The organism is Cupriavidus taiwanensis, from assembly GCF_900250115.1.
Classification (GTDB): domain Bacteria; phylum Pseudomonadota; class Gammaproteobacteria; order Burkholderiales; family Burkholderiaceae; genus Cupriavidus; species Cupriavidus taiwanensis_B.
This window is the reverse complement of sequence record NZ_LT984804.1, coordinates 734,553-748,216: the sequence shown is the minus strand read 5'-3', so window position 1 is coordinate 748,216 and position 13,664 is coordinate 734,553. Positions and strand designations below refer to the sequence as shown.

11 protein-coding genes, 2 tRNA genes, 1 rRNA gene and 1 pseudogene are annotated in these 13,664 nt (G+C 67.1%); 7 read left to right on the top strand and 8 right to left on the bottom strand.

What is annotated here, in order from left to right; all coding sequences use genetic code 11:
• Nucleotides 1-95 precede the first annotated feature (95 nt).
• The 3 genes from CBM2586_RS20160 to CBM2586_RS20150 form a co-directional block, all read right to left on the bottom strand.
• Nucleotides 96-171, bottom strand: a tRNA-Ala gene (locus CBM2586_RS20160).
• Nucleotides 172-183: 12 nt separating this feature from the next.
• Nucleotides 184-260 (bottom strand) — tRNA-Ile (locus CBM2586_RS20155).
• A 62-nt stretch (nt 261-322) separates the two neighbouring features.
• Nucleotides 323-1,854: ribosomal RNA gene (locus CBM2586_RS20150) — 16S ribosomal RNA — on the bottom strand.
• A 485-nt stretch (nt 1,855-2,339) separates the two neighbouring features.
• On the opposite strand from CBM2586_RS20150, the gene CBM2586_RS20145 reads away from it, so the two are divergent.
• Nucleotides 2,340-3,935, top strand: a complete 1,596-nt coding sequence (locus tag CBM2586_RS20145) for a 3'-5' exonuclease family protein (RefSeq protein ID WP_115689432.1) — start codon at nt 2,340-2,342, stop codon at nt 3,933-3,935.
• A gap of 126 nt (nt 3,936-4,061) precedes the next feature.
• Complete coding sequence (locus CBM2586_RS20140; RefSeq protein WP_115665226.1) at nt 4,062-4,502, top strand: hypothetical protein; 441 nt, start codon at nt 4,062-4,064, stop codon at nt 4,500-4,502.
• Nucleotides 4,503-4,536: 34 nt separating this feature from the next.
• On the opposite strand, the gene CBM2586_RS20135 is transcribed toward CBM2586_RS20140, so the two are convergent.
• Together CBM2586_RS20135 and CBM2586_RS20130 are read right to left on the bottom strand one after the other, a co-directional pair.
• Nucleotides 4,537-5,511 (bottom strand): pyridoxamine 5'-phosphate oxidase family protein, encoded by a 975-nt coding sequence (locus tag CBM2586_RS20135; protein WP_115689430.1) that lies wholly within the window; start codon nt 5,509-5,511, stop codon nt 4,537-4,539.
• A gap of 50 nt (nt 5,512-5,561) precedes the next feature.
• Entirely contained in the window at nt 5,562-6,212 is a 651-nt protein-coding gene (locus CBM2586_RS20130; protein ID WP_115665228.1) for a glutathione S-transferase family protein, read from the bottom strand.
• Nucleotides 6,213-6,310: 98 nt separating this feature from the next.
• On the opposite strand from CBM2586_RS20130, the gene CBM2586_RS20125 reads away from it, so the two are divergent.
• From CBM2586_RS20125 to CBM2586_RS20115, 3 genes are all read left to right on the top strand, one after another.
• A complete protein-coding gene (locus tag CBM2586_RS20125; protein WP_115689428.1) occupies nt 6,311-7,213 on the top strand; it encodes a LysR family transcriptional regulator in 903 nt (300 codons plus the stop codon).
• A gap of 202 nt (nt 7,214-7,415) precedes the next feature.
• Nucleotides 7,416-8,102, top strand: coding sequence for a TetR/AcrR family transcriptional regulator (locus CBM2586_RS20120; RefSeq protein WP_115666473.1), 687 nt, complete (start codon nt 7,416-7,418; stop codon nt 8,100-8,102).
• A 147-nt stretch (nt 8,103-8,249) separates the two neighbouring features.
• Nucleotides 8,250-8,924: a histidine phosphatase family protein gene (locus CBM2586_RS20115; protein ID WP_115665230.1), complete on the top strand. Its 675-nt coding sequence runs from the start codon at nt 8,250-8,252 to the stop codon at nt 8,922-8,924.
• Between the two features lie 155 nt (nt 8,925-9,079).
• On the opposite strand, the gene CBM2586_RS20110 is transcribed toward CBM2586_RS20115, so the two are convergent.
• The 3 genes and pseudogenes from CBM2586_RS20110 to CBM2586_RS20100 form a co-directional block, all read right to left on the bottom strand.
• Nucleotides 9,080-10,255, bottom strand: coding sequence for an acetyl-CoA C-acetyltransferase (locus tag CBM2586_RS20110; RefSeq protein ID WP_115665231.1), 1,176 nt, complete (start codon nt 10,253-10,255; stop codon nt 9,080-9,082).
• 144 nt (nt 10,256-10,399) lie between these two features.
• A complete protein-coding gene (locus CBM2586_RS20105; RefSeq protein ID WP_115665232.1) occupies nt 10,400-10,867 on the bottom strand; it encodes a PaaI family thioesterase in 468 nt (155 codons plus the stop codon).
• A 4-nt stretch (nt 10,868-10,871) separates the two neighbouring features.
• Nucleotides 10,872-11,849, bottom strand: a pseudogene (locus CBM2586_RS20100) (NAD(P)H-dependent flavin oxidoreductase); the annotation flags it as partial.
• A 222-nt stretch (nt 11,850-12,071) separates the two neighbouring features.
• Between CBM2586_RS20100 and CBM2586_RS20095 the strand changes: the two are divergent.
• Together CBM2586_RS20095 and CBM2586_RS20090 are read left to right on the top strand one after the other, a co-directional pair.
• Nucleotides 12,072-12,947, top strand: a complete 876-nt coding sequence (locus tag CBM2586_RS20095) for a crotonase/enoyl-CoA hydratase family protein (RefSeq protein WP_115689424.1) — start codon at nt 12,072-12,074, stop codon at nt 12,945-12,947.
• Nucleotides 12,948-12,984: 37 nt separating this feature from the next.
• On the top strand, nt 12,985-13,656 hold the full coding sequence (locus CBM2586_RS20090) for a nitroreductase (RefSeq protein WP_115665235.1): 672 nt from the start codon (nt 12,985-12,987) through the stop codon (nt 13,654-13,656).
• Nucleotides 13,657-13,664: the final 8 nt, after the last annotated feature.

The following is a 13,664-nucleotide window of genomic DNA, read 5'->3' as shown; positions in this document are numbered from 1 at the left end:
GAACAGCCGATCGTTAGATCGCTTGGCAATGCCAAATGCAAACGCTCAAGTCTTAAGCGCTTGCATTTGGCCAACCAAACCAAGGTACCAGGTAGTGGTGGAGGATGACGGGATCGAACCGACGACCCCCTGCTTGCAAAGCAGGTGCTCTCCCAGCTGAGCTAATCCCCCTTCCGGATAACTTGGTGGGTCTGGTAGGACTTGAACCTACGACCCCCGCCTTATCAAGACGGTGCTCTAACCACCTGAGCTACAGACCCTTGGCTGTAACAGCAAACAAACCGATAAGTGTGAACGCTAGGCTTGAGACACAAGCCTCTGGAAAGGAGGTGATCCAGCCGCACCTTCCGATACGGCTACCTTGTTACGACTTCACCCCAGTCATGAACCCTGCCGTGGTAATCGCCCTCCTTGCGGTTAGGCTAACTACTTCTGGCAAAACCCACTCCCATGGTGTGACGGGCGGTGTGTACAAGACCCGGGAACGTATTCACCGCGGCATGCTGATCCGCGATTACTAGCGATTCCAGCTTCACGTAGTCGAGTTGCAGACTACGATCCGGACTACGATGCGTTTTCTGGGATTAGCTCCCCCTCGCGGGTTGGCAACCCTCTGTACGCACCATTGTATGACGTGTGAAGCCCTACCCATAAGGGCCATGAGGACTTGACGTCATCCCCACCTTCCTCCGGTTTGTCACCGGCAGTCTCTCTAGAGTGCTCTTGCGTAGCAACTAGAGACAAGGGTTGCGCTCGTTGCGGGACTTAACCCAACATCTCACGACACGAGCTGACGACAGCCATGCAGCACCTGTGTCCACTTTCCCTTTCGGGCACCTAATGCATCTCTGCTTCGTTAGTGGCATGTCAAGGGTAGGTAAGGTTTTTCGCGTTGCATCGAATTAATCCACATCATCCACCGCTTGTGCGGGTCCCCGTCAATTCCTTTGAGTTTTAATCTTGCGACCGTACTCCCCAGGCGGTCAACTTCACGCGTTAGCTACGTTACTGAAGAAATGAATCCCCAACAACTAGTTGACATCGTTTAGGGCGTGGACTACCAGGGTATCTAATCCTGTTTGCTCCCCACGCTTTCGTGCATGAGCGTCAGTGACGTCCCAGGGGGCTGCCTTCGCCATCGGTATTCCTCCACATCTCTACGCATTTCACTGCTACACGTGGAATTCTACCCCCCTCTGACATACTCTAGCCTGACAGTCACAAGCGCCATTCCCAAGTTGAGCTCGGGGATTTCACGCCTGTCTTATCAAACCGCCTGCGCACGCTTTACGCCCAGTAATTCCGATTAACGCTCGCACCCTACGTATTACCGCGGCTGCTGGCACGTAGTTAGCCGGTGCTTATTCTTCCGGTACCGTCATCGACGCCGGGTATTAACCAGCGCCATTTCTTTCCGGACAAAAGTGCTTTACAACCCGAAGGCCTTCTTCACACACGCGGCATTGCTGGATCAGGGTTGCCCCCATTGTCCAAAATTCCCCACTGCTGCCTCCCGTAGGAGTCTGGGCCGTGTCTCAGTCCCAGTGTGGCTGATCGTCCTCTCAGACCAGCTACTGATCGTCGCCTTGGTAGGCCTTTACCCCACCAACTAGCTAATCAGACATCGGCCGCTCCTGTCGCGCGAGGCCTTGCGGTCCCCCGCTTTCACCCTCAGGTCGTATGCGGTATTAGCTAATCTTTCGACTAGTTATCCCCCACGACAGGGCACGTTCCGATGTATTACTCACCCGTTCGCCACTCGCCGCCAGGCCGAAGCCCGCGCTGCCGTTCGACTTGCATGTGTAAGGCATGCCGCCAGCGTTCAATCTGAGCCAGGATCAAACTCTTCAGTTCAATCTCTGTGTGGGTCCGAAGACCCTCGCTCTTTCGAGCGGTCGCTCACTCTCAGAAAACTGACTGACCAGATCCGAAGACCCGGTCACGTTTTGCTGTGCGAGCACTGTATAACTTGAAGCCTCACTGTCCGTAGACAGCGGCGTCCGCTACCCAGCGCCCACACTTATCGGTTGTTTGTTTGTTAAAGAACTTCGCCATCCGGCTTTGCCGTTCAGCGCGCTGCGTTGTCTGCAGCAGAGAAACGAGATTATGCAGAGCTTTCTTCGTTTCGTCAACCGTTTCAGCAAACTTTTTTGCTGCGGCCGGCGCTGCAAACCTCGCTGCGCCAACCTCCCGGCCGACCCCGCAACCCTTGCTGCGCCTGCCTTGCAGGGGCCGCGTTGTGTTGCGAGGGGGCGAATAGTAAGCGAGCGCGGCGGGGTTGGCAAGTGGTATTTGAAAACTTCTTCGTGCCGCCATCGGCGGCCCCTTAAAATCGGCAAATGCCTGAGCTGCCTACCTATCAACCGTCTCGCCTGCCAGCGGACGGTACCCGCCTGCTGGACGCCCACTCGCTGGCCGCGGCACTGTCGCGTCCTATCGTCTTTGTCGACCTGGAAACCACTGGCGCGGACGCCCAGCGCGACCGCATCACCGAGATCGGCGTGGTGGAAGTCGGCCCCGACGGTATCGTCGAATGGGAGACCCTGCTCGACCCCGGCATGTCGATCCCGCCGTTTATCCAGCGTATGACCGGCATCAGCGACGACATGGTGCTCGGTCAGCCCACCTTCGAATCCCTGGCCGAGTCGCTCGCGGAGCGACTGCAGGGCCGCCTGTTCGTGGCCCATAACGCACGCTTCGACTACGGCTTCCTGAAGAACGCGTTCCGGCGCGCCGGCGTGACGTTCCGGGCCGACGTGCTGTGCACCGTCAGGCTCTCGCGCTCCCTGTTCCCGTCGGTGGAACGCCATGGCCTGGACGCACTGATCGCCCGCTTCGGCCTGCTGCCCAAGGGCCGGCACCGCGCGCTGGCCGATGCCGAGCTGCTGTGGCAGTTCTGGCAGAAGATCCATGCCACCTATTCGGTCGAGCTGGTGGAAGCGGCCGTGCGCACCCTGGTGCGGCGCGCCAGCCTGCCGGCCGGGCTGGAGGAGACCGCGCTCGAAGACGTGCCCGCCACCCCGGGTGTCTATATCTTCTATGGCGACCAGGACGTGCCGCTCTATGTCGGCAAGAGCGTGCACCTGCGCCAGCGCATTGGCGCCCATTTTTCCGGCGACTACCGCCATGGCAACGATATGCGGCTGGCGCGGCTGGTGCGCCGGGTCGAATGGCGGGAGACCGGCGGCGAAACCGGCGCGCTGTTGCTGGAAGCCCGGCTCGTCAAGGCCATGCAGCCGGTGCACAATCAGCTGCTGCGCCGGAATACGCGCCTGTACGCATGGGAGTTGCCGCAGCAGTTGCCGGTGCCGCGCCTGCGCTCGGATCGCGACACGGACTTCTGCCGGCATCGCGACCTGTTCGGCGTCTTCGGCAGCCGTGGCGCGGCCGAGGCACGGTTGCGCACGCTGGCCAAGGAGCACGGCCTGTGCCTGGCCACGCTGTCGCTGGAAAAGACCACGCGCCGTGGCAGCCCCTGCTTTGCGCGCCAGGTCCACCGCTGCGCCGGCGCCTGCGTCGGCGTGGAAACGTCGCGTGAACATCGTGCCCGTCTGGCCGCCGCGCTGGGACCGATCGCGCTGGTGCCATGGCCGTTCGACGGCCCGGTGGCCTGGCGCGAGCAACACGGCGCGCGCGCATGGTGGCATGTCGTCGACGAGTGGTGCTACCTCGGCTGCGCGGAAACGCTGGAGGACGCCGGCGCACTGGCCACCGCGCCCGCGCATTTCGACCTGGACACCTACCAGATCCTGGCGCCGCGCCGGGAGCAATGGATGCCGGACGCGGTGCCGCTGTCGGTGCGCCGGGATTTCACGCTGACCGCGCCAGAGACGCACGCTGAAGCCCCGCGCCCTGCACGCACGGCATCGACGCATGCTGCGCGCAAGCCCCCTGCCACCGCAGGGCAGCAAACCCTCGGCTTGTTTGCCGAGTAAGCCTGCCGGGCCGCGGACCCCGGCAATCCGTACGCCAGGCCCCAAACGCCCCTTGCGAACGATGTGACGGCTCCACTAGTCTGCACAGACCGCCCCTTGCCGTGGGCTGCGCCGATGTGGAGCCCCATGCCCGCCAATCCAGCCCGATTTGCGTTTGCCGCCCGCGCCGTGGCGCGCAGGCATGCGCGCGTCGCGGTCCTGGGCGCGGCAACGTTGACGGCGGCCTGCGCCGGGATCGGGACCGGCGCGATGCAAGACGTCATCGATTCCTGGAAGAGCGTTCCCGTCGATGAAGCAAAGCGCCAGTGGGGTCCGCCGCAGGCCGTGCAGGCCCTTCCCGGCGGCACCGCCTACGTCTGGACCGATTCCGTGCCGGCCGCGCGCCCGCCGGGCAGCGGCCCGCGCGATGCCGGCATGGAGCGCACGCCTGTGCCGGGGCAATGCCAGCGCAAGCTGGTAGCGGATCCCAATGGCATCGTGACCGGCGGTGAGTGGCGCGGCGACGCCTGCTGCATCACCGCGCTGGCCGGGCGCTGCGCCGCGCTCAAATACCGGGCGCGTGGCTGAACCCGGCCCTCGCCCGATCCGCTTGCCACCGCCCTCAGCGTTCCGGCCATGCGCCGGTATCGGCCAGCACCGGCGAGAATTCCCGGAAGGCGAAGCGCAACGGCAACACGCGCTCGCGCCGCACCGCGCGCTCGACATGCAGCCGCACCAGCCGTTCGGCGCCGGCGTAGGCGGCCAGTTCCTCGCCGTCCCAGATCACTTCGGCGCGCCCCCCAACATGCAGCAAGGAACCGTCGGCAAAGTCAGGCACGACGATGCCCGCACGCGGGTCGGCGATCAGGTTGCCAACCGTGTTGAAGAAGTTGTTGCCGTTGAAGTCCGGGAACGTCAGGGTATGGGCGTCGTCCACGCGGATAAAGCCGGGCTTGCCGCCCCGGTGCGAGACATCGACACCGCCGGTGTGCTCGCCCTCGTCTTGCGGCGTCGCGATATGGCTGGACGCGATGAACAGCGTATCGGCGCCGCGCAGCCAGGCGCTGGCATGCGCGTCGAGGGCGTCGCCGTGCCACACCGCCGGCGCTGTGGCAGCCTCGGCCGCGGCGACTTCGCGCAGCTGGATATAGCGCGGGCAGTTGCCGAAGCTCTGCTCGACCTCGACTGTCAGCCCCACCCGATCGCGCGCCACAATGATCCCGTTCATGCGGTTGCGCCGGCGCGTGGGCAGCTCGATGCCAAGCAGCCCGATGCGGGCGCCCTGCTCCAGCGCCGCGGCCAGCGGATCGCCGGGCAACGGCACCGCGTCGATGCGCAGGTGCGTGGCGTCCGGCGTCCGCGCAAACCCGGGCGGGCCGACCAGCAGCGTGGCCCACGGCCTGCCGTCGGCATCGACCGCGCCGGCCAGCAGGAACGGCAGTTGGGCGAAGAACGTGCGATGCTGTTCCGGCATCTCGCCGCGGATCACGCGCGGGCCTGCCGCGGCCATGCGCTCGCGCTTGCCGGCGCGCTGTTGCGCGGCGAGTTCGCCGGCGTGGAATGGCAGGCCGGCATGCGGCCAGGCGGGCAGGTCCATGATTGGCTCCTTGGCAACGGGAATGGCGTGACGCTCGCCGGTGGCAATGGCTAGGCGGCCAGGCTGGCCTTCGATACCACCATCGGCACAAAGCCGGGCAATGCTTCCACGCGGCGCAGCCAGGCATTGAGCGCCGGGTACGGCGCCAGCGCCACGTTGCCTTCCTCGGCGCGGGCGATATAGCTGTAGGCGGCGACATCGGCAATGGTGGCGTGATCGGCGGCCAGGAACGGCTGCGCGGCCAGCAGCGGCTCCATCAGCGTGAACAGCCGCTGTGCGCGGGCGACGGCATCTTCCATCGGCACCGGCCGCCCGAACAGCACGCCCAGGCGCGCGGCGGCCGGGCCGAACGCAATCTCGCCGGCAGCCACCGACAGCCAGCGCTGCACGCGGGCGGCGCCGACCGGATCTCGCGGCAGCCAGCGGCCGTCGTCATAGCGCGTGGCCAGGTAGACCAGGATCGCGTTGGAATCGCCCAGCACCACGCCGTCGTCGTCCAGCACCGGCACCTGGCCGAACGGGTTCAGGCGCAGGAAGGCCTCGCTGCGTTGCTCGCCGCCGCGCAGGTCGACTTCCACCAGCCGGTAGGGCAAGCCCAGCAGCCCCAGCATCAGTTCGGCGCGATGCGCGTGGCCGGACACCGGCGAACGGTACAGCACCAGCGGCCTGGCGGGCACTGCGGGCGGATTGGTATGTTGCATGGCACTCTCCTGAGCGGTTGGTATGGACGGATTCTCGGCGCCGGCGACACTGGAATAAATGGGGCCATTGATATTTGACTACTCCAGAAAATGGAGTAATGTCTGGCGCCATGGACAAGCTACGCGCGATGCAGACCTTTGTGCGGATCGTCGACGAAGGCAGCCTGACGGCCGCCGCGACGTCGCTGCATACCTCGTTGCCGGCGGTGGTGCGCACGCTGGCGGCGCTCGAATCCGCGCTGCAGGTGCGGCTGCTCAACCGCACCACGCGGCGGCTGTCGCTCACCGCCGAAGGGCGCAACTACCTGGACGGCTGCCGGCGCATCCTGGCCAATATCGATGAAGTCGAAGCGGGCCTGACCGCGAGCCATGTCGAGCCCAGTGGCCAGCTCACGCTGACCGCCTCGGTGCTGTTCGGCCAGATGTACGTGGCGCCGGCGGTGACGCGCTTCGTGCAGCGCTATCCGCGCGTGCGCTGCCGCATGGAATTCACCGACCGCGTGGTGAACCTGCTCGAGGAAGACCTCGACGTCGGCGTGCGCATCGGCCCGCTGGCCGACTCCACATTGGTGGCGCAATCCGTCGGCCGCATCCGCCGCGTGGTGGTCGCCACGCCCGCCTACCTGCGCAAGCACGGCGTGCCGCGCCACCCGGACGAGCTGGCCAGCGCCAACTGCGTTCGCTTCACCGGCAACCATGCGCACTGGTGGTCGTTCCGCGACGGCGCGCGCGAGTTCCACGTGCCGGTCACGGGCAACCTGGAGTTCAACCAGACCGCGCCCGCCGTAGCTGCCTGTGCCGCCGGCGCCGGCTTCGGCCATTTCCTGTCGTACCAGGTTGCGCAACTGGTGGAAGAGCGCAAGCTGCGCATCGTGCTGGAGGACTTCGAGCTGCCGGCGTGGCCGCTGTCGCTGATCTATCCCCACGCGCGGCTGCTGCCGGCGCGCACCCGCGCCTTTATCGACTGGATGCGCGACGAGCTGAGCCCGCGGTTCGGCTGAACCCTCGTCTTACCGCGCTTGCATTCAGAATGCCCTGATCGATGGGCCCGGCAGCGCGCAAGGCACGCGGCTCGGACCGTCGTGCGCGGCACGGCATCCGGCCGGGACTTTTGCAGGGCCGACCGACAAAACCCCTTGACGCGTTGCGGTGCGCACCGGTATTTTCGAATTCGAATCCGAATTCGAATACGGAAATATGACCATGTCAGCGACGCCTTCCAGCTTCCCCGCCAACGCTTCCTTCCCCCGTATCGACACCCCCTCGATCCTGCAGCCACCGCGCCAGCGCCGTGCGCGCGAGACCGAACAGGCCTTGCTGGGCGCAGGCCGCGAACTGCTTGCCACGCGCGACTTCGCCGCGGTCTCGGTGGCGCAGATCGCGGCGGCGTGCCAGGTCTCGGTGGGCGCCTTCTACGGGCGCTTCCGCGACAAGATGGCCTATTTCGAGGCGCTGCGCGCGCTGGTGATGGAAGAGACCTCGGCCTCGATCGACCGCTACCTGGCGCAGGAACGCTGGGAAGATGTCGCCACGCCGGTGCTGCTGGAAAAGGCCGCGCGCTTCATGGTGCTCGGCACGCTGGCCAACCGTGGCGTGATGCGCGCGTCGCTGCGCCATGCCTCCACGCGCCCCGAGGAATGGCTGCCCCACCGCCAGAACGGCGAAGCCATCGTCGAGCGCATGGTGCAGTTGCTGGTGCCGCGCCTGCCGCTGCCCGCCGACACCGCCGAACTGCGGGTGCGCTTTGCCATGCAGGCCGTATTCAGCGTGCTGGTCAACGCGGTGCTCAACGATTCCGGCCCGCTGCACCTGGACGACGAGCGGCTGATCAGCGAGTTGAGCCGCCTGATGGCTGGCTATCTCGACGTCAAGCCGACCGGGACGGCCTGAGCCTGCCCGGGTAATGCAGCCGGGCCATGGCTGCTATGAATTGCGCGGCGCTTGCTTGGCGGTAGCGCCGGCGCTCCCTAGAATGTGCCCACGCCCGGCCCCGCGCCGAGGCAGCCCTTTCCGCCTCCATGCTCATCGGGACCGCTCATGGCCACGCTTTTCCTCGTCCGTCACGGACAAGCCTCGTTTGGCGCCGCCAACTACGACTGCCTGTCGGCCACCGGCCGCCAGCAGGCGCGCTGGCTTGGCGAGTATTTCGCCGAGCGCGGGGTCAGCTTCAGCCGGGTAGTGGCCGGCACGCTGGTGCGCCAGCAGGATACCGCCACCGAAATCCTGGCCGGCATGGGGCAGTCGCAGGCTGCGGTGATCTCGCATCCCGGCCTGAATGAATACGACGGCGAGGCGCTGTACCGCTGCCACACCGGCGGCGCCGACCACCGCGCCCACCAGAACGGCGACTACAACGATTACTGGCGCACCTTCCGCGCCGCCTATGCGGCCTGGACGCAGGACGGGCTGGCCGACATGCCCGAGAGCTGGGCCGACTTCGGCGCCCGCATTGCCGGCGCGCTGGCGCAGGCCAGCGAGGGCACCACGCGCGAGGATGCGATCCTGGTGGTCAGCTCGGGCGGCGCCATCGGCCGTGCCACCGCCGACCTGCTCGGCGCGCCGGCGCAGGCCGCGATCGAGATGAACCTGCAGTTCCGCAATACCGCGTTCTGCGAGATCATCGTCGGGCGCGGCGTGCAGCGGCTGCTGAGCTTCAACAACGTGCCCCACCTCGAGCGTGCCGACCGGCGCAGCGCCGTGACCTTCGCCTGACGCGCATTACGAGCCAGGCTTCTTCGCCACCAGACGACAATGGCCGCGATTCCGCGGCCATTTTTATCCTCCGCCGGCTGCTGGCGCGGGCACTTTGACATGCCCGCGCCGCCGGTCCTTCTCCCTTTACTGCTCTGTGTCGCCGCGTCGCCGTGTTACAGGCGCTCAACGATGGTCACGTTGGCCAGCCCGCCGCCCTCGCACATGGTCTGCAGGCCGTAGCGCTTGCCATGCGTATGCAGCGCATGCACCAGCGTGGTCATCAGCTTGGCGCCGGAGCCGCCGAGCGGATGGCCCAGCGCGATCGCGCCGCCATGTACGTTCAGGCGTTCCGGATCGGCGCCCGTAGCCTTGAGCCAGGCCAGCGGCACCGGCGCAAAGGCTTCGTTGACTTCGAACAGGCCGATATCGCCGATACGCAGGCCGGCGCGCTTGAGCGCCACCTCGGTGGCCGGCAGCGGCGCTTCCAGCATCACCACCGGGTCATGGCCGATCACGGTCATGCTGTGCACGCGCGCCAGCGGCTTGACGCCCAGCTTCTTCAGGCCGGCCTCGTTGACCACCATCAGGCCGGCGGCGCCATCGCAGATCTGGCTGGCGGTGGCGGCGGTGACGCGGCCACCTTCGGCGATCAGCTTGACGCTGCCGATGCTCTCCAGCGTGGCGTCGTAGCGGATACCCTCGTCGGTGGTGTGCATCTCGCCATTGGCGCCGTCGGCGCTGCGCACTTCCACCGGCAGGATCTCGGCGCTGAAGCGGCCGGCCTTGGTGGCGGCGATGGCGCGCTGGTGGCTTTGCAGCGCGTAGGCGTCGAGCTGTTCGCGCGACAGCTCGTACTTGCGCGCGATCATCTCGGCGCCGGTGAACTGGCTGAATTGCACGCCGGGGTAGCGCGCCTCGACGCCCGGGCTCTTGGGCACGCCGAAGCCGTTCTTGGCCGGCAGTTGCGAGGACAGGCCCATCGGCACGCGCGTCATGCTTTCCACGCCGGCGGCGATGACGACGTCCATCGCGCCCGACATCACCGCCTGCGCGGCAAAGTGCAGGGCCTGTTGCGACGAGCCGCACTGGCGGTCGACCGAGGTGCCCGGCACGCTTTCCGGCAGGCGCGAGGCCAGGATGGCATTACGCGCGACGTTGCCGGCCTGCTCGCCGACCTGGCTCACGCAGCCCATGATGACGTCTTCGACCAGGGCCGGATCGGCGCCGGTGCGCTCCACCAGTGCGTCGAGCACCTGCGCGGCCAGGTCGGCCGGATGCCAGCCCGACAGCTTGCCGCCCTTGCGGCCGCCGGCGGTGCGGACCGCCGCGACGATATATGCCTCTGCCATGTGATCTCCTTGGTTCGGTGCAGGCCGCCGGGGCAGCCCTTGTGTTGTGCGGCATGCCGGCGCGGGTGCCGGCAGCGTCGAAGGCTATTGTTGCGCCGCGGGTGGCGGCCAGCGTCGTCGGAAGCGACGAAGTTGCCGCAGCGCTCAGGGGCGCGGCGCCAGCACCGCGAAGATCGCCGTGGCGCGCAGCAGGCAGCGCTCGCCGCTGAACAGCCGGCAGGTGCCGTAGCGCAGCCGCGAGCCGAGCTTGTCGAACTCGACGCGGGCTTCGACCCAGTCGCCCGGGCGCGCCGAATCGAGATAGTCGAGGCTCAGGTTGACCGTGACCGCGCTTTTGGCACGGCCGGTTTCCAGCGACATCATCATGCCGATGGCGGTATCGGCCAGCGTCGCCAGCATGCCGCCGTGCGGAATGCCCAGGTTGTTCAGGTGGCTCTCGTCGATGCGCACCGCCAGCGTGCGGCGGGCCGCGTGCAGGTAGAGCTGGCCGAAGCCCGCCATGTAGCCGTTCATCCGGCGCAGCGGGACAAAGCCTGCGGGCACGTCGGCGCCGGCTTCGGCCGGCGCAGCGATGGCGCGGCTCAACGCCGCCTCGATTTCCGCCTCGGCCATGGCGTCAGGCAAAGTAGCGCGAGGCCACGCTGAGGTGTTCGCGGCAATCGGCCACCATGCGCGTGATCAGTTCTTCGCAAGTGGGCACATCGTCGATCAGGCCGACGCACTGGCCGGCGCTGATGATGCCGCCGTCGGTCTCGCCCGCCTTGAGCGCAGCCTTGCCGCGCACGCCGGCGACCAGGTGCTTGACGTCCTCGAACTGGGCACCGCCGGGACGGCGTTCGATGCTGACCACTTCGTCCGACACCGCGTTCTTGAGCACGCGCGCGGTGTTGTGCAAGGTGCGGAAGATCAGGTTGGTGTCGCGCTCGCTGGCCTGCACCAGCGCCTGCTTGACGTTGTCGTGGATCGGCGCCTCGCGCGTGGCGCAGAAGCGCGTACCCATGTTGACACCCTCGGCGCCCAGCGCCAGCGCCGCCGCCATGCCGCGCCCGTCGGCGATGCCGCCCGAGGCGATCACCGGGATCGACAGCTTGCGCACCGCCTGCGGGATCAGCACCATGCCGGGCACATCGTCCTCGCCCGGATGGCCGGCGCACTCGAAGCCGTCGATCGAGACCGCGTCCACGCCCAGCCGCTCGGCCGACAGCGCATGGCGCACCGCCACGCACTTGTGGATCACCCTGATGCCCGCGGCCTTGGCCCGCGCGATATGTTCCTTGGGGTTGTTGCCGGCGGTCTCGAGCACCTTGACGCCGCTTTCGATGATGACATCGAGGTAGCGCGCATACGGCGGCGGGTTGATCGACGGCAGCAGCGTCAGGTTCACGCCGAACGGCTTGTCGGTCATCTCGCGGCAGCGGCGGATCTCGTCGGCCAGGTCCTCGGGCGTGGGCTGCGTCAGCGCCGTCAGGATGCCGAGGCCGCCCGCGTTGGAAACGGCGGAGGCCATTTCAGCGTAGCCAACCCATTGCATGCCGCCCTGGATGATCGGGTAGCGGATGCCGAGCAGTTCGGTGATGCGTGTCTTCATGGTGGTCCTTTTTGTCTGCGCCGGCGGGAAGCACGATGGTGGATGTGATGTGCTGGCCCTGCCGCCTGATCGGCATCAGTCTACGGCGCCGTGCGCGCTCCCAGCCTCGTCGGAAGCGACGATTGCGGGCGGCGCAATCTGCACTAGTGTTGGCCGAGCCCCGCCCCCGCTGCCGGCATGTGTTCCGGCACCCTCCGGCAGCCCTTCCCTTTCCCAGCAGGAGCCCGCATGACGCCAGCCACGCCTTCGTTCGAAACCCTGCGCTACGCCGTTGCAGACGGTGTCGCCACCATCACCCTGCACCGCCCGGACCAGCTCAACGCCTTCACCGCGCAGATGATGCACGAGCTGATCGCCGCGTTCGACGCCACCGATGCCGACGACAACGTGCGCGCGGTGATCGTCACCGGCTCCGGCCGCGCCTTCTGCGCCGGCGCCGACCTGTCCGGTGGCAGCTCGACCTTCGATTTCGAGAAGCGCTATGGCGCCAGCCCGGATACCGCCCATCGCGACGGCGGCGGGCGCGTGTCGCTGCGCATTTTCCGCAGCCTCAAGCCGGTGATCGCCGCGGTCAACGGCGCCGCGGTCGGCGTGGGCGTGACCATGCAGTTGCCGATGGATATCCGGCTGGCGTCGACCGACGCCAAGTTCGGCTTCGTCTTTGCACGCCGCGGCATCACGCCGGAAGCGGCGTCGTCCTGGTTCCTGTCGCGCGTGGTCGGGATCTCCACCGCGCTGGAGTGGTGCTATACCGGCCGCGTGTTCTCGGCCCAGGAGGCGCATGAACGCGGCCTGGTGCGGTCGCTGCACGCTCCCCAAGACCTGTTGCGGGCGGCGCAGGCGATCGCCCGCGAGATCGCCGCCAATGCCGCGCCGGTCTCGGTGGCGATCTCGCGCCAGCTGATCTGGCGCATGGCCGGTGCCAGCCACCCGATGGAAGCGCACAAGCTCGACAGCCGCGCGATCCAGTCGCGCGGACGCTCCGCCGACGTGAAGGAAGGCGTCAGCGCGTTCCTGGAAAAACGCCCCGCCGCGTTCCCCGAGACCGTGTCGCACGACCTGCCGGACTTCTTCGACTGGACCAGCGAACCGCCCTTCGCCTGAGACGCTCCGCGTCGAACATTCTTTTCCGGGAGTTCCGATGAAAGTCAGCCAAGCCGTCGCCAGCCGCAAGTCCGTCCGCGGCTTCCTGCCCCGGGCCGTTGCGCCCGACGCCATCCGCCGCGTGCTCGACGCCGCGGCGCGCGCCCCGTCCGGCGGCAACCTGCAGCCCTGGCATATCCATGTGGTCGGCGGCGAGGCGCTGCAGCGCCTGCTCGGCATCATGCAGGCGCGCATCGCCGAGGCCCCCACCGGCGAGACGCGCGAGTACGACATCTATCCGCGCGAACTGGTCTCGCCCTACCGCGAGCGCCGCTTCCAGGTGGGCGAGGCGCTCTACCACCACCTCGGCATCCCGCGCCAGGACAAGGCGCGGCGGCTGGCGCAGTTCGCCAGCAACTTCACTTTCTTCGGCGCGCCGCTGGCGCTGTTCTGCACGGTGGACCGGCGCATGGGCCCGCCGCAATGGTCGGACCTGGGCATGTACCTGCAGACGGTGATGCTGCTGCTGCGCGAGGAAGGCCTGGACAGCTGCGCGCAGGAGTGCTGGGCGATGTATCCGCAGACCGTTGCCCAGTTCCTGTCGCTGCCGGCCGAACGCATGCTGTTCAGCGGCATGGCGATCGGCTACGAGGACCCCGAGGCGCCCGCCAACCAGCTGCGCGCCGAACGCGCGCCGCTGGCGGAATTCACCGAATTCATCGGAATCTGAGTCGCAGC